This window comes from Kribbella sp. NPDC050124, assembly GCF_044460355.1.
Taxonomy (GTDB): Bacteria; Actinomycetota; Actinomycetes; order Propionibacteriales; family Kribbellaceae; genus Kribbella.
Genome location: NZ_JBITJU010000030.1, coordinates 17,074 through 37,426 on the forward strand (window position 1 = coordinate 17,074; position 20,353 = coordinate 37,426).

Consider the following 20,353-nt stretch of genomic DNA (forward strand, 5'->3'; position numbering starts at 1 on the left):
GTTGACGGAGAAACCTGTGTCCGTGGTGCGGGCTACTCTCACCGATGTCGCCCGTGTCGCGGGAGTCTCCCGGCAGACGGCATCACGGGTCGCCCGCGGGGGCGAGAACGTGAACAAGCGTACGGCGGCACGGGTCCGGCGCGTGATCAAGGACCTCGGCTACCGACCGGACCCGATCGCGCGGGCGCTGTCCACCGGGCGAGGGCACAGCGTGGGTCTGCTGACCCATCAGCTGACGGATCGGCAGATGGGTCTGGGCGCGATCTCGATCATGATCGGCGTCGAACAAGCCGCAGCCGAACTCGGCCTCGGTGTCAGCGTCGCGACGTTCGGCAGCTTCGATCGGGTCACCGTCCAGGAAGGGGTCGACCGACTGGCCCAGGCCGGGTGTGACGGCGTGATCTTCATGGCCCCGTGGGTGTCGGCGGCCGAGACGCTCTGCGCGCTCGATACCTCGCTGCCAATGCTGGCGACCAGTGAGGTTCCCGACTACGACGGTCCGGCAGTTCATGCGGACGCGGCGCGGGCGGCGGGAGATGTCGTGGATCACCTGCTGTCGCTCGGGCATGCCACGGTTCATCACGTGGCCGGTCCGCTCGACTGGATCTCCAGCAGGCGTCGTTTGGCCGGCTGGGAGAGTGCATTGACGTCGGCCGGCGCGGATGTCCCGGAGCCGCTTTCGGGAGACTGGACTGCGAAGTCCGGCTACGACGCCGGCCTGCGGCTGGCCCAGGACCCTTCGGTGACTGCGATCTTCTCCGCCAACGACGAGATGGCACTCGGGGTTGTGTACGCGCTCACCGAGTCAGGTCGGCGGGTGCCCGACGACGTCAGCGTCGCCGGCTACGACGACGCGCCGGGATCGGACTACTTCCGGCCCCCACTCACCACCATCAGGATCGATGACGCCGAGTACGGTCGGGAGGCCGTCGCACAACTGATGCTGCAGGTCAATGGCGGGACGCCTGCCCCGACGACGATACTGCCGCACCACTTGATCATCCGTGCCAGCACGGCACGTCTGTCAACTGAGTGAGGAACATATGAGTCGAGCTCCGGACCGACTTCGGATCGACAGTGGGGGTGATCAGTTCACTGTGTCGGGCCCGTCGCCGAGGCTCTCGTGGCGGGTTCCGCGAGAGTTCGCCGGCCAGTTGGCGTACGAAGTTGAGGCAACTGTCGACGGCATTCCGCTGCCTCGCGTCACGCGAGCGTCCACCGAACACCTCTTCGTCCCGTGGCCGTGGGCATCACTCCAGAGCTGCCAGCGAGTCACCTGGCGTGTCCGTGTGCGCGGCGGTCAGGAGTGGTCGGACTGGTCGGACCAGGACGAGTTCGAGGCCGGACTCTTCGACGCGGATTGGGCGGCTCGATGGATCCGCCCGGTCGAAGGGACTGACCAGGGCTACGGCAACCGACCCGCCTACTCGCTATCGGCCAGCTTCGAGCTGTCCGCCGAGGTGGAATCTGCTCGTCTCTATGCGACTGCTCTGGGCGTTTATGAGGCCTTCCTGAACGGACGTCGTGCCGGTACTGCTGAGCTGACGCCGGGCTCGACGTCGTACGACCGCACTCTCTACGCGCAGGCGATGGACGTCACCGACTCGCTCGGTCAGGGGACCAACGAACTGGTGATCTTGTTGTCGGACGGCTGGTACCGCGGCAAGACCGGCGGCTTTCGGCAGCCGTCCGGATGGGGTACGGCGACGGCAGCGCGACTGGAGCTTCACATCTGGCACCGCGACGGCTCGCGGTCTGTTGTCCGCAGCGACGAGAAGTGGACAAGCACGATGTCGACGATCACTCGTGCCGACCTGATGGACGGACAATCGACCGACTTCGGGCTGTCGCCGGCCGCTCCACGTGCGGTGGTCGTCGACCAAGTGGTTGCGCCTGGCATCGATTGGTCACCCGCGCCGCCGGTCCGACGGATCGAGTCGCGCGCACCGGTCGCGCTGGGACAGGTCGAAGCCGGCACCTGGGTGGCGGACTTCGGGCAGAATGCCTCGGGATGGATCTCGCTTGCCGATCTCGGACCCGCGGGCGCCCACACGGTCATCGACTTCGGCGAGTTCGTCGGGCCGGACGGCGACCTGACCACGACTCATCTGGACATGTTCCTGCCGGACCTGCCAAGCGTGTTTGTTCAGCGCGACGAGGTTGTGTCGGCCGGCGACGGCGCAGTTTTCGAACCCCGTCACACGATCCACGGGTTCCAGTACGCGCGGATCCGGCGAGACGGCGCGGTGATCGATCCGGCCGACGTGACGATGCACGTGGTGCAGACGGACCTCAGACGGACTGGAACGTTCGAGTGCTCGAACGCCGACCTCAACCAGCTGTACGACGCCGCGGTGTGGAGCTTCCGTGGCAACGCGGTCGACGTACCGACGGACTGCCCGACTCGCGAACGGCTCGGCTGGACCGGCGACTTCCAGGTGTTTGCACCGACCGCGGCGCGGCTGTACGACGTCCATGGATTCGGCCGGAAGTGGTTGCGCTCCGTGCGGGACGACCAGCTGTCCGACGGGCGGATCGCGAACTTCTCCCCGGACGGACGGCGTACCAAGCTGATGGGTCCCGAGGAACGTCTGGCGAAATCCACCGGATCGGCCGGCTGGGGAGACGCGGTCGTCGCCGTCCCGATGGAACTCTACGAGACGTACGGCGACCGCGAGGTGCTGGCCGAGAACTGGGACGCGATGGTGCGCTGGGTGGAATGGGCGCGCGACGCTGCCAAGATGCACCGGCACCCCTCGCGCATCGAGCGCTCGGCTGTGCCGCTTCCGCACGAACAGTTCATCTGGGACGGCACCTATCACTGGGGAGAGTGGTGCGAGCCAGGCAGTTCCGAGGGCTGGCAGGACTCCGACAAGGGCGAGGTCGGAACGGCCTACCTCTATCGATCCAGCGCTACTCTCGCACGGATCGCCGAAATCCTTGGCCGATCCTCTGAAGCTGCCCGCTACGCCCGGCTTGCGGATCAGGTACTGGACGCTTGGCGCACCGAGTTCCTCGACGTGTCCGGTCGGACCACCGGCGACACTCAGGCCGGATATGTGCGTGCGCTGGCATTCGGCCTGGTGCCTGAGGCGTTGCGCGAGGCCGCTGTGGAGCGGCTCGTGGAGCTGATCAGGGTTGCAGGCAACCATCTCGGAACCGGATTCCTCTCGACGGGCGAGCTGCTGCCGGTACTTGCGGACAACGGATACCCCGGCATTGCGTACGAACTGCTCTTCCAGCGCACTCCTCCGTCGTGGCTGGCGATGCAGGACCGTGGAGCGACGACGATCTGGGAGAACTGGGACGGAATCGACGAGGACGGCATAGCGCACGACTCCCTGAACCACTACAGCAAGGGCGCCGTCGTGCATTTCCTGCACACACACGTTCTCGGCCTGCGTCAGGCTGATGGGTCCATCGGTTGGGAATCGTTCGTGGTCTCCCCGATACCGCATCCGGAGATCCGGTGGGCCCGCGGGACCTTCGAGAGCCCGCAAGGCACGATCGAGATCTCGTGGCAGCAGGCGGATGGTGAGCTCCGGATCGAGGTCGACGTACCGCCGGGCTCGACCGCCGACGTCATCTTCCGGGACGGCGAGACGGTGCCCTTGTCGCCGGGCCGTTCCGGCATGATCCGCTCCGTCCGAGACCGAAAGGCTGTACGTTGACCACCTCAATCGACGGTCCTGTGTTCCGGGACGGGAACCTTCTGGTCGATGGTTTGCCTTACCTCATCGTCGGGACAGAGGTGCACAATTCGAGCTCCGGAAGTGCCGCCGCAATCGACGCGTCCTTTCGCACTGTCGCGGAGCTCGGCGCGAACACGGTTCTTGTTCCGGTCACCTGGGAGCTCGTCGAACCCGACGAAGGAAAGTTCGACTTCGCTCAGGTCGACAGCATCCTCTCCGCTGCGCGAGCGCACAAGCTCCGCGTGGTGCCGCTGTGGTTCGGTGCGTACAAGAACGGGATGTCGAGTTACGCGCCCAGATGGGTCAAGGAGGACATTGCGCGATTTCCGCGGGTAGCGGTCGACGGGGGACCGATCGAGCACCTGTCACCCTTCGGAGACGAGATCCTGGCCGCGGACAGCCGAGCGTTCGCCGAGTTCATGGCGTATCTGGCGCGCGTTGATTCGCAGCAAACCGTGCTCATGGTGCAGGTCGAGAACGAAGTCGGTCTGCTCGGTGGCTCGAGGGATCACAGTCAGCTGGCGAACAATGTGTTCGCCGCGCAGGTCCCCGTGAGCGTTGTCGCGACGGTGTCAGGCCATCCTGAGATGCCAGTCCACTCCGACTGGGTCGCGCAGGGCTCGAGGCCCTCGGGAACATGGGTGGAGGTGTTCGGAGACAGCGAGAACGCGGACGAACTCCTCATGGCGTGCGCATACGCGACGTACGTCGAACGCGTGGCGGCCGCCGGTCGAGCTGAACTAGAGGTGCCGTTGCTGGCGAACGCATGGCTCGACGGGAGCACCGTGAGCCCGGGACCGACCGCGGTGGCCGGCGGGCGGATTCCTGGGGACTACCCCAGCGGAGGCCCGGTCATCCGAGTCGCTCCTGTCTGGAGAGAGCTCGCCCCCAGCATCGACCTGCTCTGCCCGGATTTCTACTTCGGGGACTTCCGAGCTGTCTGCGAGCGCTATGCGCAGGCATCCGCGGGGCTGTTCATCCCGGAGATGCACCGTACGGCGGACGGCGTGGCGCAGATGTTCCTCGCGGTCGGCGAGTTCGGGGCTGCGGGCGTGTCGCCGTTCGGAGCAGATTCGCTGTCGCCGGAATCATCTGACTACGGCCGGCTCGCCGACGCGAACGCAATGCTCCGAGCGGCCCATCAACTGTTGCGCGAGCAGCCCGGTGCGCGACGCCGAGGCTGGCTTCTCGACGATGCCGGCCCATCGGCTCAGCTCGAGTTCGACGACTACGTTCTGACTGTCGAGGAGGACCATGCTCCGGCGTACGGCATGGTGATCGAGCAAGCACCTGGACAGCTCCTGATCCTCGGCCGAGGCTTTACCGTCAGCTTCGCGGCGGCACACGGCAAGGTCGGCATCCGCTCCGCACAGGAACTCCTGTGGAACGGCCAGCAGGTGACTCCAGGCCGACGCCTGAACGGAGACGAGACGGCGTCCGGAAGCCTCGGGCGCTTCCCGGCCTACGGCTCCGAACCCGAGCCACTCCGCATCCCGAGACTCCAGGACCTGTCCGGCATGATCCGCTTCGACCTGTACCGCTTCTGACCAGAACATCGTCGCGGCCAGGCCGGCCCCGGGCCGGTTGGGAGGCCGGCCTGGCGGAGTTCACTCGCCCTTGCGCCAGCGGTTGCGGAGGTGGAAGGCGGCGGATTTGGGTCGGCGGTCCCGGGTGAAGATGCCTTTCTTGTTGCCGTCGACACGGAAGACGCCGGGGGCGGTGGCGAAGTCGGCGAAGGACCAGACGTGTTCGCCGACGACGGCGTCGACGCGGTCGAAGACGCGGTGGTAGACGTCGAGGATCGCGGTCTGGAATTCCTCGGTCCATGGGCTGGGGACGAGGCTGCGGAGGCCGGGGTAGGTGTCGGCGCCGTACTCGGTGATGATGATGGGCTTGTGGTGGAGGTCTGCCCACTGGCGGAGTTCGGCTTCCAGGGAGGTTTCGGCCGATTCGAGGTCGCCGGGGCCGAAGTACCAGCCGTAGTAGCGGTTGAGCATGATGACGTCGAACAGGTCGGCCATGGCGCACTCGTCGGGTGGGCCGAGGAGGGCGTTGGCGTAGGCCACTGGGCGGGTGGGGTCGAGGCGGCGGGTTTCGGCGGCGAGTGGGGCGAAGTAGTCGCGGGCTTGGGGCGGTACGTCGTCTGGTTCGTTGGCGATGGACCACAGCACGACGCTCGGGTGGTTCTTGTCGCGGGCAATCAGTTCCCGGATCGCCTGCCGGTGGGTGTGCTGGGTCTCGGAGCTGACTTTGTCGGGGGCGAAAGTAGGGATGCGCCGGCCCGAGGCGAAGACTCCGCCGCCGATGTTGAGGTTGAGGCCGACGGCCGCGGCCTCGCCGATGACGACGATGCCGTGCCGATCGGCGTAGTCGAGCACGTCCTCGGCGAACGGGTAGTGCGTCGTACGGAACGAGTTCGCGCCGATCCAGTCGAGCAGCGCGAAGTCGTGCACCATGATCGCGTCGTCGTGCCCTTTGCCGCGGATGGCGGCGTCTTCGTGCTTGCCGAATCCCTTGAAATAGAAGGGATTTCCGTTGATGAGGAACTGCCTGTCGCGTACCTCGACGGTACGTATGCCGACAGGCTGCCGGTAGGTGTCGACGACTTCGCCGGACGTGTCGAGCAGGGTGGCGTCGAGTTCGTAGAGGTAGCCGTCACCCGGTGCCCAGGGATGTACGTCGGGTACGCGCAGCGTGCCGCTCGCGCCGTCGGCCGTGGCCACCTCGTCGCCGGCGGCGTCGCGGAGTACGACGTGGACGTGCCCCGGCTTGTCGCTGGTGTCGATCCGGTAGTCGACGATCCCCGTGGTGTCGTCGAACGTGGTGGTTACCGCGATGTCGGTGATGTGAACCCGAGGTGTGGTGTAGAGCCAGACCGGTCGGTGCAGGCCCGAGTAGTTGAAGAAGTCGTGCAGGTAGCGCTGCACCCGCCGGCCGTTCGGGCGGTCCTCGATCGTTCCTGGTGGGATCGTCGTCCAGCTCAGTTCGTTGCTGACCACAACGGTGATGCGGTTCTCGGCTCCCGCGCGCAGGTGGGGAGTGATGTCGGCCTCGAAGGGTGTGTAGCCGCCTTCGTGTTCAGCGACTTGGGTGTCGTTGACCCAGACGGTCGCGCGGTGGGTCGCTGCGTCGAGGCGGAGTACGACGCGCTGCTCCGTCCATCGGGTCGGCGCCCACACGTTCGTCTGGTACCAGGCGTCGCCGACGTGGTCGCGGACTGTCGCGTCGGGGTAGATGTCGTTGTAGCTGGCCGGTACGGGGATGTCCACGGCCTTCGTCAGCGGTGAGCGCCACCAGCGTTCGGTTCGGCCGATACCTTCCGCGTCGAGCCTGAACTGCCAGAGACCGGCGAGGGAGCGTCGTTCGCGGGTAGGTCCGTCCTGGGGGCGCAGCATTCGTTGGATCTCCTTATTTCAGGCCGGTGTTGGCGATGCCCTGGATGAACTGTCGTTGCAGGGCGAGGAAGAGCAGCACGATCGGGGTGACGACGGTGACGGCGCCGGCGAGTAGCAGGCCGTAGTTGGTGCCGTTGGCGCCGACCGAGAAGAGCGCGAGTGCGACCGGCAGGGTGTAGTGGTCTTCGGTCTGGGCGATCACCAGCGGCCAGAGGAAGTTGTTCCATTGAGCAAGGAAGGTCAGGATCGCCAAGGTGGCGAGCGGCGGCCGGCAGAGCGGAACGATCACCCGCAGGAAGATGCGCGCGTCACCGGCACCGTCGAGGCGGGCTGCCTCGACAAGCGAGTCGGGGATGTCGTTGATGAACTGCCGCATCAGGAACACGCCGAGCGGTGTCACGATGAACGGCAGGATCAGACCGAGGTAGGAGTTGCTCAGTCCCAGGTTGCTGACCAGGACGAACAACGGTACGAACGTGGTCACGCCGGGGATGATCAGCATCGTGAGGACGAGGCCGAACAGGAGCCGCTTCCCGGCGAACTCCAGCTTCGCGAAGGCGTAGCCCGCCATCGAGCTGAAGAGCAGGTTCCCCAGCACGCAGGCCACCGCGACCACGCTGCTGTTGAAGAAGTAGAGGGCGAAGTTCTGCTTGGACAGCAGTTGCCCGAAGTTGCCGAGCGTCGGGGAGCGGGGGAGCCAGACGCTCGGGTTCGCGACGATCTCACCGGTCGGCTTGATCGATCCCAGGAACATCCAGGCGAACGGGGCCAACGTCGCGACCAGGCCCAGCACGAGGGCGCCGTACAGCAGGATCTGCGCCGGCCGGACGCGCCGGGCCGTCCTGAGGCCGGTCGCGGTCGCGAACGTGCTCGCGGTCGTGGCGGTCATGTCATGCCCTCGCTCGGAAGATGCGGAACTGGACGAAGCTGAGCAGGCCGATCGCCGCGACCAGCACGTACGACGCGGCCGACGCCATGCCGTAGTTGCCGAAGCCGAACTGCTCGTACGCGTAGTAGCTGATCGACGTCGTGCTGCCGAGCGGACCACCGCTGGTCATCACGAACGGTTCCTCGAAGAACTGCAGGTAGCCGATGCTCAGCAGTACGGCGACCACCAGTGTCGTCGGTCTGAGAAGTGGCAGCGTGATGCTGCGGAAGGACTGCCATCGGGTGGCGCCGTCGACCCGGGCCGCTTCGAGCAGGTCGGCCGGGATCGACTGCAGGCCGGCCAGGAAGATCACCATCGGGATGCCGAAGTGCCGCCACACTGCCATGATGATGAGCGCCGGCATCGCCGACTTCGGGTCGTTCAACCAGTCCGGACCGTGGATCCCGACGACACCGAGGATCGAGTTGATCATGCCGTCGGGCTCGTAGAGGTACCTCCACACGACCGCGATCGCCACCACGCTGGTCACCACCGGTGCGAAGTACCCGACCCGGAAGAAGCCTTTCGCGCGCCGGATCCCGGAGTTGAGGGCAACGGCGATGGCCAAGGCGATGATCATCGTCAATGGAATGCCGACGGCAACGAAGTACAGCGTGTTGGCGGCGGCGCGCAGGAACGTCGGGTCGGTGAACAACGCGGTGTAGTGCGCGAGGCCGACGAAGTTGACGCTGAACGGCGTCCGGATGTCGCGCGCGGTGATGTCGGTGACGCTCATCGACAGCGACGAGAGGACTGGCCAGAGGCCGAAGGTGGCGAACAGTGCGATGAAGGGCCCGCAGAAGGCCCACGCGATCGCGGTACGCCGTACCCGTCCGGTCATCACTACTGTCCTGTTCCGATGGTGGACGCCCGCCGCTGGATCTCCTGCAGTGCGGCTTCGGGTGACGAGACGCCCTTGGCGACCTTCTCGAACTCGGCATCAAGGACCGCGGTGACCTGGCGCCAGGTGGTGGTATTGGGCCCGGACTGTGCTGTCTTCAGTTGCTCACGGAAGACCGCCATCGTCGGGTCGGTCGCGAGCTTCCCCTCGCTCCACGCCGACTGGACTGCGGGCAGGTCGCCGGAAATGCCGTACCAGGCCTTCTGGATTTCGGGAGTGGCAAGCCAGCGGATGAACTTCCAGGCGCCGTCGCGGTTCTTGGCGTCCTTGAACACCGACCACTGCCCGCCACCGATGTAGCTCGCGTTCGACTTGGGTCCGGCCGGCAGCGGGGCGATGCCCACCTTGTCCTTGACGAACGCTTCGCCACCCGCCGACTTCAGCAGGCCCTCTTCCCACGGCCCCGAGATCAGGGCGGCGGTCGAGCCGGCGACGAACTGCGGCTCGATTTCGCCCAGGCTGACCGGGCCGTCGGGGCTGGACATCTTCGAGGTGATGAAGTTCTGGTAGAACGCAAGCCCCTTGCGGGCCTCGGGGGTGTCGAAGGTGAACTTCTTGCCGTCCGCGCTGGTGAGCTCGGCTCCGGCCTGCCACAGGAACGGCACGACGCCCTGCCAGGTCGACGCCGCGCCGGTGGGCAGGGACAGGCCCCACTTGGCGCCGTGCTGCTGGAGTGCGGTCAGGAACGGGCCGTACTCGTCCCAGGTCTTCGGCGCGGAGACACCGGCCGCCTGCGCCAGATCCTTGCGATAGAACAGGGAACGCGTCTCGACGTACCACGGCACACCGAACTGCGCGCCCTCGAACTTGGTGCTCTCGGCCGCGCCGTCGTAGAAGACGCCCGCGTCGACAAGCCCCGATGGCACCTTCTCGAGCCCGCCTGTGGACGCGAACCCGGCCAGGTCGACGGCTCCCACCATCGTGGCGTCAGGTGTGTCCCCGGAGGCGATCGCCGTCTGGACCTTCTTGGCGTAGTCCTGCCATGGAACCGCGGTCACCACGATCTTCGCGTCGGGGTTGTCCTTGCTGAACTGGGCGGCGAGCTTGGGCAGGAGCTCGCCCTCGGTGCCCATCGCCCAGACGGTGATGGTGCCGCTCGCGGGCTTGGTGTCGATCGGATTGCCGGCCGCCGCCTCCGCGGCCGGGGTGTTGGAGCGGCCGCAGCCGGCCAGCAACAGCGCGGCGGCCAGGCCACCGGCAAGTGTCTTCGCAACGCGTGAGGTGAACATCCAGGCCGGTCCTCTCGCCCGGGGCCGAAGCGTCGCCGCTTCGTCCGTACGTCGTGGGTGGTTGAGCAGGACCGTACCGCGAAAACAGAACAAGTGCCATACTTTCGCATGGAGGAATTCCCGAGCGCTTAGGGTGGGTGACATGAGCGACGAGACAGCGACGCGGCCGGGCGCCCGGCGCGGGCCGTACGCCAAGAGCGCGCGCCGGCGGGTGGAGATCGTCGAGTCCGCGACCTCGGTGTTCTCGGCGCGCGGCTACCGTGGCGGGTCCCTGCGGGAGATCGCGAAGCAGTTCGGCATGAGCCTGACCGCGGTCGTCCATCACTTCCCGAGCAAGAGCGAGCTCCTCGTCGCGGTCCTCGAGAACGCCGACTCCGCGCATGCCGAGTCGTTTCAGGACGACAGTCAGGACGAGGGTGTGGCTCACGCTGTTCTGCAATACGTACGCCGCAACCTCGACCGGCCGGAGATGCTCAGATTGCTCGCCCTGATGGCAGCGGAATCCTCAGCCTCCGACCACCCGGCACACGAGTGGTTCCGACGCCGGTACGAGCTGACCATCGACATGCTGACTACAGCGATCGACCGAGACCAGCAAGCAGGCCGCATCACGAACCCTCGCGACCCACACGGCATCGCAGAATCCCTCGTCGCCCTCTGGGACGGCCTCCAACTCCAGTGGCTCATCGACCCCCGCCGAGACCTCGTCGCATCGATGACAGCCGCACTCAATGACCTCTTGGCCTCGCATCAGGAGCCGGTACGCCGATCTCGTCCAGTACAACAGTCCACCGAGACGACGCCTACCGCTTCGAAGCGGACCTCTACCGGTCCGTCCAGTAGCTCGGTGGCGTCACGCTGAGGAGGAAACGGGTGCCGTTTGTGCCGTCGTTGCGGTAGCGGTGGGGGATGGTGGAGTCGAAGGCGCAGTTGTCGCCGACCATGAGGACGTGGGTCTGGTCGCCGACCCCGACGGTGAGCCGGCCGGCCAGGACGACTACGCATCCTCGGACGGGTGCGTCCGCGGACGTCCGACGTGGCGGCGCCTGGTTCGAGCGAGCCCTCGAGGACTTCGAGTTTGGATCCGCCGGGGGAGGGCCCGGTTGTACGTGATGGCGTGGTGCGGAGAAGAGATCCGGTAGCGGTCCTCGTGGCGGATTTGCCGAACAGCGTCATCGGCCCTTTCCAGTTGCCGTCGAGGAGCTCACTCGGCCGCGATCACTTGTGGGCAGCTTGGGCCTCCTCGTCGGGGCTCTGTGCCAGCGTTGTCGTGGCTGCTTGGAAGGCGGCGGCGAAGAGCTCGGAGCGGCGAAGATCCAGATCTGCTGTTCCGTCGTCGCCGTCGCTGGCGGCACCGAGGGCGCCGAGGAATTCGTTCAGATTCTCGAATCCGAGAATCTGACCGATGCGAATCAGCCGCGGATCGGGCAGATCGTTGGCATTTGCCGCCGGCCAGATAGTCGCGAAGAGGCAGGCGGCGGTGTCGTACAGCGCCCATCGTCCCGATCCGACCTGGCAACGGACCGACTCCGAGGCGGCTGGCTCGTCGACAAGCTGCCAAGCCCAGAAGGACGGCCAGAGGAGATCGCTGACCGCACCCGGTGCTGTCGCTTCCGCAATCCGTGAAGCGACAGCTGCGAAGATCGTGGAACTGCGTGCCTTGAACCATGGCTCCGCTGTCCCCGGCATGACCGTTGCCGCACTCGTGAGCAGCATCAGACCTGTCTCGCTGGCGCTCATGGTCGCGACGAGACGATCGGCTTCATCCCCGGTCGCCTTGGCCATCGCTTCCGGCAGTGTCCTGTCTATGAACGCGCGGATCGATTCCCGTTCACTCAGGATTGCGTCGGATCGCTGAGGTAGTGCCGGGTAGAGGTCCACCAGGAACGACACCAGTGGGATCGCGGGGAAGGTTTCACGCGACCGGGCAGTGTCGAACTTCCGGAGAACTCGTGCAGTGTCGTGCTGTAGGGCGGCTCTGACGGTTCCGTTGAGCTCCAGTCCCTCGGCGAGATCGTCGACAGCGGTGCTGACTTCGGCGTCTGCGAGATCGTCGGGTGGGATGCCGATGGCGAAGTACCGGTCGAAGAAGTCGACGTGCGCGACTCCCTTGCGCTGATGTACGAACGCCAGAGTCGAGTCGTCCATGGGGTGTGATGCGCCTCGGAGCGCGAGGCCGATCCGCGGAAAGAGCTGGCCGAGAACGCTTAGCACCGCGCGGTGGTCGTGGTCCGGAAGCCCGGCCTTGCCCAAACGGCCCTTCCAGCGAGACACGGCACTACTCGCATCGTCGTTGGGAGTGTAGTCGGCGAGCTCGTGCCTGTTTGGGATCGTGCCAGTCAGTTCCGCGCGATGGCGCTGGACCAGCTTGTACGCCGCAGGTTCGGCGATGCGCAGCCAGGTGAGCAGCATGAAGTCTGCGAGATCTACCTCGGGTGCGAGCCGCCCATACAGCGCCTCCAGTTGCGAGACGTAGCGGCGAATCGAGCGTGGCGTGTTCAGCCGATCGACAAGCGACTCGTAGTAGACCGAGGTGAACCGCTCGACCAGATCGACTCTGCCCTCGAGGTGCTGTTTTAGGAGAAATCGAGCCAGTTCCCGATTGAGCAGCTCCGAGCCGTCCTGGGCGCGTAGCGGTGGGATGTCGAGGCGGATCTGGACGATCTTCTCAAGATAGTCGCGTGCTCGGCGGGTGCTGCGGTCGTGGTCGATGAGGTCGGTGTTTGCCAGTAGGTCGAGGACGGTCTGTTCGTCGTACGCGATCAGGTAGTAGACGTTCGGCAGCCGGCCGGCCACACGGATCAGTTTGAAGACCAGTAGCAGTTCGGCTGGGGTGAGGCGGTCGATGTCGTCGAGAACCATCAGGATCGGTACGCCGGACTTCTCCAGAGCCGCCTCTGCCTTGCGTTTGATCGCATCCGCGCTCAAACCGCCCCACTTCGCGGCACCTGCCCGGACCAGACCACTGGCGTCGACCCCTTGGACGTTGGCCGCTGGACTGACGGCGAGCGCCAGCTTCGCGATTCGTTCCCGCGTCAGATTCCACTGATGGTCGTCCGGCAGTGCGTCGCGCAACTCGTCGAAGAATCCAAGTTGCAGCGTCTCGAGATCCGAGTAAAGCCAAGGGGTGAACGTCCCTAGCCGCCACCCGGCCTCATCACGACGTAGCTGTTCCCGGACAAGGTTGATGACACTCGACTTGCCGCAGCCCCATGGACCGACAAGTCCCAACACACTTGAACGTCGTTGGCGCCGGACAGCCGACAGCGCCTCCACCACCGTTTGAGCAAAGTGACCACGCCCCAGCAGATCCGGCGCCTGCTCCGACCCGTCGATCGGGTCGTCGCCCCCGTCGATCATCTGTTCTCCCGTACGTCTCGTCGAAGTCGTGCCTTGGATGGTATTCGCAGACTGCGCGGGAGAGACCTTTGTCACCGCACGCATGGTGAGACCCGGGGGTGACGGGATCCGCCTTCGAGTGATGTGCTCAGCGCACGGTTGTAGGAGACCAGTGGCAGGGGTGGGCTCATGTTCGAGAAGGTGCTCGTTGCGAATCGCGGCGAGATTGCGATTCGGGCGTTTCGTGCGGCGGTTGAGCTCGGTGTGCGGACGGCCGCCGTCTTCCCGTACGAGGATCGCAACTCCGAGCACCGCTTGAAGGCTGACGAGGCGTACCAGATCGGCGCGGAAGGACATCCCGTCCGGGCGTACCTGGATCCGGCCGGCATCGTCGCTGCTGCGGTGGCCGCCGGTGCGGACGCGGTCTATCCCGGGTACGGCTTCCTCTCGGAGAACCCGTTGCTCGCCGAGGCGTGCGAGCAGGCGGGCGTGACGTTCGTGGGTCCGCCGGCCGAGGTGTTGCGGTTGGCAAGCAACAAGGCGCGGGCGGTCGCGGTGGCCCAGGCCGCGGGAGTACCGACGCTGCGCTCCAGCGCGCCGAGCGGCGACGTCGACGAGATCGTCGCTGCGTCGGCTGACGTCGGCTTTCCGGTGTTCGTCAAGGCGGTCGCCGGTGGTGGCGGCCGGGGGATCCGCCGGGTCGACGCCGCTGCGGAGCTCCGTCCGGCAGTCGAGGCCGCGATGCGGGAGGCCGAGTCCGCGTTCGGTGATCGAGAGGTGTTCCTCGAACAGGGTGTGCAGGATCCCCGGCACATCGAGGTACAGATTCTCGCTGACCAGGCCGGCAACGTGATCCATCTCTACGAGCGGGACTGCTCGGTGCAGCGCCGCCACCAGAAGGTCGTCGAGATGGCTCCGGCTCCGAACCTCGAACCGTCGCTGCGCGAACGGATCTGCTCCGACGCCGTGAAGTTCGCCAGGTCGATCGGCTATGTCAACGCGGGCACGGTGGAGTTCCTCGTCGATCCGGCGGGCAATCACGTCTTCATCGAGATGAACCCGCGCATCCAGGTCGAGCACACGGTCACCGAAGAGGTCACCGACGTCGACCTGGTGCAGTCCCAGCTTCGCATCGCGGCCGGCGCCACGCTGGCCGACCTCGGCCTGTCGCAGGAGTCGATCCGCGTGCACGGTGCGGCGTTGCAGTGCCGGATCACCACCGAGGATCCGGTGAACGGGTTCCGCCCGGACACCGGGCGGATCACGACGTACCGCGCTCCTGGCGGGGCCGGGGTACGCCTGGACGGCGGCACGGCGTACACCGGCGCACAGATCAATCCGCACTTCGACTCGATGCTGACCAAGCTCACCTGTCGCGGCCGCGATCTGCCGACGGCATTGCATCGCGCACAGCGAGCGGTGGCTGAGTTCCGCATCCGTGGCGTGTCGACGAACATCCCGTTCCTGCAGGCCATCCTGGCCGACGCCGACTTCCAGCGTGGTGGCGTCAGCACCTCGTTCATCGACCAGCACCCCGAGCTGCTGAGCGCGGTGTCTTCCGCCGACCGCGGTACGAAGCTACTCACGTATCTCGCTGACGTGACGGTCAATCGTCCGTACGGCGAGCGGCGGGTCGAGATCGAGCCCGGGACCAAGCTGCCTGAGATCGATCCGGACTCCGCGCCCGCGGAAGGCAGCCGCGACCTGCTCAAGAAGCTCGGGCCGGAAGGCTTCGCGCGGGCGCTGCGCGAGCACAACATTGTCGCGGTGACCGACACGACATTCCGCGACGCTCACCAGTCACTCCTCGCGACCCGCGTTCGCACTAAGGACCTGGTGGCCGTCGCCGGGCACGTCGCTCGCATGATGCCGCAGCTGTGGTCGGTCGAGGCGTGGGGCGGCGCGACGTACGACGTGGCGTTGCGGTTCCTGTCTGAGGATCCGTGGGAACGGCTGGCCGCGTTGCGTACGGCCATGCCGAACCTGTGCATTCAGATGCTGCTACGCGGCCGCAACACCGTCGGATACACGCCGTACCCGGTCGAGGTCACCGACGCGTTCGTCGCCGAGGCCGCCGCGACCGGTATCGATGTGTTCCGCATCTTCGACGCGCTCAACGACGTCGAGCAGATGCGTCCGGCGATCGCCGCCGTACGCGGGACCGGCACCGCGGTTGCCGAGGTGGCGGTGTGCTACACCGGCGACCTGTCCGACCCGGGGGAGCGCCTGTACTCCCTGGACTACTACCTCCGCTTGGCCGAGCGCATCGTCGACGCAGGCGCACATGTTCTGGCGATCAAGGACATGGCCGGACTGCTGCGTGCCCCGGCAGCTCGCACGCTGGTGTCAGCTCTCCGGGAGCGCTTCGACCTCCCGGTGCATCTGCACACTCACGACACGGCCGGTGGGCAACTCGCCACACTCCTCGCAGCCATTGACGCCGGCGTCGATGCTGTGGATGCAGCGAGCGCGCCGATGTCCGGTACGACGAGTCAGCCGTCGCTGACTGCTCTGGTCGCCGCGACCCGGTTCGCGGCACGGGAGACTGCGCTCGACCTCGACGCGGTTCAGGCCCTCGAGCCGTATTGGGAAGCGGTACGGCGGCTGTACGCGCCGTTCGAATCGGGTCTGGCCTCGCCGACGGGGCGCGTCTATCGGCACGAGATCCCCGGCGGCCAACTGTCGAACCTTCGTCAGCAGGCCATCGCCCTCGGGCTGGGGGAGAGGTTCGAACAGATCGAGGACACCTACGCCGCCGCCAACGACATCCTCGGCAACATCGTCAAGGTCACTCCGTCCAGCAAGGTCGTCGGCGATCTGGCGCTGCACCTTGTTGCCGTGGGCGCCAGTCCCGAGGACTTCGCCGAGCAGCCGCAGAAGTACGACGTACCAGACTCCGTCATCGGATTCCTGCAAGGCGAGCTCGGGACCCCGCCGGGCGGCTGGCCCGAACCGTTCCGGAGCAAGGCCATCAGCGGTCGTCCTGCCAAGCCGCGCGAGACATCTCTGACGCCGGAGGATCTCGATGGCCTGGCCAACGACCGACGGGGCACACTGAACCGCCTGCTGTTCCCTGGCCCCACCCGCGACTTCCTCGAGACCACCCGGAACTACGGCGACCTGTCGGTGCTGCCGACGAACGACTATCTGTACGGCCTGCGGGCCGGCGAGGAACGGGCGATCGATCTCGAACCGGGCAAGCGTGTCTTCATCGCCCTCGAAGCCATCGGTGATCCGGACGAGCGCGGCTTCCGGAACGTCATGTGCACACTGAACGGGCAACTCCGCCCGGTATCCGTGCGCGACAAGGCCGTCTCGTCCACCGCACCGGTCTCGGAGAAAGCCGACCCGGCCCGCCCAGGACACGTCCCAGCGCCGTTCGCCGGCGTCGTCACCGTGCTGGTCGCCCGGGGCGACACCGTCGAAGCCGGACAGTCCATCGCAACCATCGAAGCCATGAAGATGGAAGCATCCATCACCACACCCGTCGCGGGCACCGTCGAACGCCTGGCCGTCAACGACGTCGCCCAGGTCGAAGGAAACGACCTCATCCTCGTCGTCAGCTGAAGCGAGTCTCAAAGTGCGACAGAGGGGGACGGCTCGATGCGTTCTCCTGGTTTCGAGGCGATCGAGGACGAGTGGGCCTCGCCTGACCTGGAGTTGCCATGAATACCGTGCCGCGAGCCGTTGCTGCGATGATCCGCAGAGAGTTGCTGGAGCTCGCGCGGATCGAGGACGACCGGGCCGCAGACGCCGCGGCGGCGGTCCCGTACTGGTCGCATCGCCCCGCATCCATCGCTGGCCATGAGGCGGCTGCGGGGGCCTTACGAGCGGCCGCCGACAGGTTCCTCGACCTGACTGCGCACTGAGGCAGCCTCAGCCTGAGCCCCGTCAGCAGATGGTTTCCAGGTCCGGTTTGATCCCGGGAGGGCAGCGGTCAGGTGATGCGTTCGGGGACGGACTGGAAGACGGCGTCGGAGAACTTCTGCTCGCGCGGGGGACTGCACGGTCTGGTCGTGGCACTCGCGTTCTGAGCGCCGACACTCCGCGGCGGGTCGATAGCGCTCAGCGTGCGCTGCCCCAGGTGGGACATGACGGCCAGAACCCATTTTGGCAGCCAAGAGGCGATTCAGAGCTGGCCGGCAAGACAAGCCGGTCGGCGCGGCAGCGCAACATCGGCAGCTACTTGGGCGCGCCGTCCAGTTCAGGATGGGTGAACTGCGCCAAGTGCGCAGGGCGAAGCAGAGACCGCAACAAATGCGCGTCCTAGAATTCCGGCATGTGATCGACACCACAGGTGACAAGATGGTCGGGTATTCCGTCATAGAAAGCGCGGGAGGGAAGTTGGCCGAGCAGCCGTCCATGACCTGGCTCACCGAGCTACGCCCCGACGACGCCGCCGCCGACCTCAACGTCCAGCAGAACGACTATCGCGGCTTCCATTTCGCCGCTACGTCGGCCGATCTCGAGGCGTCGATTCCCTCCCCGGCTCTCGACCCAGCAGTGATGTTCGTTGCCCAGACGCTGGCCGAGCAGGGTTTCCCCGGCTTCCGTGCGGTCGGCGTCGACGCTGGCCGAGGTGTCGTCGAATCCTTCGTCGAAATGCAGACACCGGCCGCCGAGATCGCCCACCACTCGGAGCACGCCTACGGGCCGGACCCTGAGCAGCGCCTGCGTATCTACCGGCCGAGCCTCGACACGAACCTTCCCGTCGTGGTGCACCTGCACGGTGGTGGCTTCGTCCTCGGCAGCCTCGCGGTCGTCGACGAGGTAGCGCGTGACCTAGCCTGCCGCACGGGTGCTGTCGTTGTCTCCGGCACCTATCGGCGCGCACCGGAGCACCGCTTCCCAGCCGCCCACGATGACGCGTTGGCCATCCTGCAATGGGTTCGCGAGAACATCGCCGAGCACGGCGGCGACCCGGACCGGATTGCGCTCATCGGTGACTCGGCTGGCGGCAACCTGGCTGCCGCGACCGCGCTTGCCGCCTCGGCCGCCGCGATTCCGATTTCTGCCCTTGCCCTCATCTACCCGCTGATCGGCCTTGCGATCGACACCCCGTCCCGCCGGGACTACGCCCGTGGTTACGTCATCGAGTTCGACGACGTCGCCTGGCTCGGTGAGCAATACGCGGCGAGCGAGACTGACGTGACCGACCCACGTCTGGCGCTGGACCGGGTCGAACTGTCCGGTCTCGCAGGTCTGCCACCGACGCTCCTTGTCACCAACGAGTTCGACACGCTGCGCGATGAGGCGGAAGTGTTCGCCGAGCGGCTGAAGGCGGCCGGTGTGGACACCACGCTGGTTCGCAGCCCCGGACTTGCGCATGGGGTCTTCTGGCTTTCGCTCGCGGTTGCGCGCTGCGCGGAGCAGCGCGAGGTAGTCAGCGGATTCCTTGCCACCCGCCTGGCTGGCCAACCGAAGGCCGTCCAGGTGTGAGCCGCCCCCCCGGCCCGTGGGCGCAGCAGCGCCTACGGGCCGCGCGGTATCGGCCGCAGTCCTATACGGCAGCGGCGCGAACGCCCGCATGCCTCCGTGAGCGGGGGCGGAAGCGGTCGGCGCTGAGCTCCGGATCGGACGCCTCGCCGCGGATGAGGTGACGGATGGCGCGGCCGGTGGTGGGTGCGAGGGTCAGGCCGAGCATCGCGTGGCCGCTCGCGACCCAGACGTTGGCATCGTGGGACAGCGGGCCGATGATCGGCAAACCATCGGGGGTCATCGGGCGTAAGCCTGCCCATGGGGTCTGGTGCGGTGAGTTCGAGTTCCAGTCGCGGAAGTACCGTGCGGCGGCGCGTTCGATTGCGTGGACTCGCGCCGTGTTGATCGACTCGTCGTACCCCGAGAATTCCATCGTGCCGGCGACGCGGATCATGCCGTTCAGCGGAGTGACCGCGACATGTGCGTCTTCGAGGGTCAACGACGTGCGCAGCTGGATCGGGGCCGGGGTGTAATCGACGCTGTATCCCTTACCTGGCCGGATCGGAAGCCTCACACCCAATTGCTCAGCCAATGACGCGGTCCATACGCCGGCGGTCAGCACCAGGCCGTCGCAGGAGTAGGTGGATCCGTCATCGAGGCGCACGGCGCGCACACCTGTCGAGCTCGGCTCGAAGGCAGCGACGCGAGCGTGCTCACGGACGAGCCCGCCGAGTTTGGTGATGTGCGCGACCAGGGCAGCCGTGAGGGAATCCGGCTCGATCTGCCGGTCCTGTGGATAGAACAGGCCGTGGTTGATCCGGTCGGACAGCGCCGGCTCTACTTCGTGCACACCTTGCTGGTCGAGTACCTCGACGTGTGATCCGTACGAGTCGAAGAGACCCTGATAACCCAGGCGGTTCTCGAAGTGGGTGGGGTTCTCGTAGGCGAGGAGCACCCCGCGCTGGTGCATCTCGAAGTCCAGGCCGGCGCTCTGCCATTCGTCGAACACGGCATTTGCCCGCTGCGCCAGGCCCAGGTTGACCGTGAGGCCCGCTCGAAACTGTTCTTCGGTGCAGTTGCGCGCCATCGCCAGCAGGAAGCGGAGGAACGGCGGCGACAGAGATGGCTTGACGTACAGCGGGCTGTCTGCGCGCAGCATCCACTTCAGGCCCTGGATCACCATGCCGGGGGCGGGAACCGGCCCGGATTCGGCGATCGCGATCTTGGCCGCGTTTCCGTGCGAGGCCTTTTGCCCGGCCGACGAACTGTCGAGTACGACCACGTCGTGACCGTCTTGAAGCAGTTCGTACCCGCAGGCGAGCCCGACCACGCCGGCACCGACAACAACGATTTTCACCAGAACTCCTCGAGGTGCGAGTAGGCGGCAACTGGCCGAGGTCTCGGACCTGCGAGCCGCAGATCGTCATACAGTCTGCATTGCTGTCGACGGT

14 protein-coding genes are annotated in these 20,353 nt (G+C 66.4%); 7 read left to right on the forward strand and 7 right to left on the reverse strand.

Features of this window, described 5'->3' with window-relative positions:
- The first annotated feature begins 1 nt into the window (after position 1).
- Genes ACIBL3_RS41105 through ACIBL3_RS41115 form a run of 3 tightly spaced genes read left to right on the forward strand, consistent with a single transcriptional unit; the run spans position 2 to position 5,239 of the window.
- Positions 2 to 1,036 (forward strand): LacI family DNA-binding transcriptional regulator, encoded by a 1,035-nt coding sequence (locus ACIBL3_RS41105; RefSeq protein ID WP_396359415.1) that lies wholly within the window; start codon positions 2 to 4, stop codon positions 1,034 to 1,036.
- A complete protein-coding gene (locus ACIBL3_RS41110; protein WP_396359416.1) occupies positions 1,005 to 3,671 on the forward strand; it encodes a family 78 glycoside hydrolase catalytic domain in 2,667 nt (888 codons plus the stop codon). Before ACIBL3_RS41105 ends, ACIBL3_RS41110 begins: the two co-directional genes overlap by 32 nt.
- Before the next feature lie 20 nt (positions 3,672 to 3,691).
- Complete coding sequence (locus ACIBL3_RS41115; protein WP_396359484.1) at positions 3,692 to 5,239, forward strand: DUF5597 domain-containing protein; 1,548 nt, start codon at positions 3,692 to 3,694, stop codon at positions 5,237 to 5,239.
- A 60-nt stretch (positions 5,240 to 5,299) separates the two neighbouring features.
- On the opposite strand, the gene uidA is transcribed toward ACIBL3_RS41115, so the two are convergent.
- The 4 genes from uidA to ACIBL3_RS41135 are packed head-to-tail and all read right to left on the reverse strand — an operon-like array spanning position 5,300 to position 10,145.
- Positions 5,300 to 7,087, reverse strand: a complete 1,788-nt coding sequence (gene uidA / locus ACIBL3_RS41120; RefSeq protein WP_396359417.1) for a beta-glucuronidase — start codon at positions 7,085 to 7,087, stop codon at positions 5,300 to 5,302.
- 13 nt (positions 7,088 to 7,100) lie between these two features.
- The gene (locus tag ACIBL3_RS41125) at positions 7,101 to 7,976 is read right to left on the reverse strand and encodes a carbohydrate ABC transporter permease (protein WP_396359418.1); all 876 of its coding nucleotides are present in this window, start codon (positions 7,974 to 7,976) and stop codon (positions 7,101 to 7,103) included.
- A gap of 1 nt (position 7,977) precedes the next feature.
- A complete protein-coding gene (locus tag ACIBL3_RS41130) occupies positions 7,978 to 8,856 on the reverse strand; it encodes a carbohydrate ABC transporter permease (protein WP_396359419.1) in 879 nt (292 codons plus the stop codon).
- 2 nt (positions 8,857 to 8,858) lie between these two features.
- Positions 8,859 to 10,145, reverse strand: coding sequence for a sugar ABC transporter substrate-binding protein (locus ACIBL3_RS41135; RefSeq protein ID WP_396359420.1), 1,287 nt, complete (start codon positions 10,143 to 10,145; stop codon positions 8,859 to 8,861).
- Between the two features lie 142 nt (positions 10,146 to 10,287).
- Between ACIBL3_RS41135 and ACIBL3_RS41140 the strand changes: the two genes are divergently transcribed.
- Complete coding sequence (locus ACIBL3_RS41140; protein WP_396359421.1) at positions 10,288 to 11,007, forward strand: TetR/AcrR family transcriptional regulator; 720 nt, start codon at positions 10,288 to 10,290, stop codon at positions 11,005 to 11,007.
- Here ACIBL3_RS41140 and ACIBL3_RS41145 read toward each other — a convergent pair.
- Positions 10,970 to 11,089, reverse strand: a complete 120-nt coding sequence (locus ACIBL3_RS41145) for a hypothetical protein (protein WP_396359422.1) — start codon at positions 11,087 to 11,089, stop codon at positions 10,970 to 10,972. The two genes, ACIBL3_RS41140 and ACIBL3_RS41145, sit on opposite strands and share 38 nt — an antisense overlap.
- A 274-nt stretch (positions 11,090 to 11,363) precedes the next feature.
- Positions 11,364 to 13,505, reverse strand: coding sequence for a P-loop NTPase fold protein (locus ACIBL3_RS41150; protein ID WP_396359423.1), 2,142 nt, complete (start codon positions 13,503 to 13,505; stop codon positions 11,364 to 11,366).
- A 168-nt stretch (positions 13,506 to 13,673) separates the two neighbouring features.
- Between ACIBL3_RS41150 and ACIBL3_RS41155 the strand changes: the two genes are divergently transcribed.
- The 3 genes from ACIBL3_RS41155 (at position 13,674) to ACIBL3_RS41165 (ending at position 18,923) form a co-directional block, all read left to right on the forward strand.
- The gene (locus tag ACIBL3_RS41155) at positions 13,674 to 17,051 is read left to right on the forward strand and encodes a pyruvate carboxylase (protein WP_396359424.1); all 3,378 of its coding nucleotides are present in this window, start codon (positions 13,674 to 13,676) and stop codon (positions 17,049 to 17,051) included.
- A 98-nt stretch (positions 17,052 to 17,149) separates the two neighbouring features.
- Positions 17,150 to 17,353, forward strand: coding sequence for a hypothetical protein (locus ACIBL3_RS41160; RefSeq protein WP_396359425.1), 204 nt, complete (start codon positions 17,150 to 17,152; stop codon positions 17,351 to 17,353).
- A gap of 340 nt (positions 17,354 to 17,693) precedes the next feature.
- On the forward strand, positions 17,694 to 18,923 hold the full coding sequence (locus ACIBL3_RS41165; RefSeq protein ID WP_396359426.1) for an alpha/beta hydrolase fold domain-containing protein: 1,230 nt from the start codon (positions 17,694 to 17,696) through the stop codon (positions 18,921 to 18,923).
- A 61-nt stretch (positions 18,924 to 18,984) separates the two neighbouring features.
- Here the strand turns inward: ACIBL3_RS41165 and ACIBL3_RS41170 are convergent, their stop codons facing one another.
- Positions 18,985 to 20,259, reverse strand: coding sequence for an NAD(P)/FAD-dependent oxidoreductase (locus tag ACIBL3_RS41170; protein ID WP_396359427.1), 1,275 nt, complete (start codon positions 20,257 to 20,259; stop codon positions 18,985 to 18,987).
- Between the last annotated feature and the right edge of the window lie 94 nt (positions 20,260 to 20,353).

Excerpts from the sequence above, each read along its gene's own strand:
- ACIBL3_RS41140 (WP_396359421.1), top strand. The coding sequence starts at position 10,288 with ATGAGCGACGAGACAGCGACGCGGCCGGGCGCCCGGCGCGGGCCGTAC.
- ACIBL3_RS41160 (WP_396359425.1), top strand. The coding sequence starts at position 17,150 with ATGAATACCGTGCCGCGAGCCGTTGCTGCGATGATCCGCAGAGAGTTG.
- ACIBL3_RS41150 (WP_396359423.1), bottom strand. The coding sequence starts at position 13,505 with ATGATCGACGGGGGCGACGACCCGATCGACGGGTCGGAGCAGGCGCCG.
- ACIBL3_RS41130 (WP_396359419.1), bottom strand. The coding sequence starts at position 8,856 with ATGACCGGACGGGTACGGCGTACCGCGATCGCGTGGGCCTTCTGCGGG.
- ACIBL3_RS41155 (WP_396359424.1), top strand. The coding sequence starts at position 13,674 with ATGTTCGAGAAGGTGCTCGTTGCGAATCGCGGCGAGATTGCGATTCGG.
- ACIBL3_RS41125 (WP_396359418.1), bottom strand. The coding sequence starts at position 7,976 with ATGACCGCCACGACCGCGAGCACGTTCGCGACCGCGACCGGCCTCAGG.
- ACIBL3_RS41145 (WP_396359422.1), bottom strand. The coding sequence starts at position 11,089 with ATGGTCGGCGACAACTGCGCCTTCGACTCCACCATCCCCCACCGCTAC.
- ACIBL3_RS41135 (WP_396359420.1), bottom strand. The coding sequence starts at position 10,145 with ATGTTCACCTCACGCGTTGCGAAGACACTTGCCGGTGGCCTGGCCGCC.
- uidA (WP_396359417.1), bottom strand. The coding sequence starts at position 7,087 with ATGCTGCGCCCCCAGGACGGACCTACCCGCGAACGACGCTCCCTCGCC.
- ACIBL3_RS41165 (WP_396359426.1), top strand. The coding sequence starts at position 17,694 with ATGGGTGAACTGCGCCAAGTGCGCAGGGCGAAGCAGAGACCGCAACAA.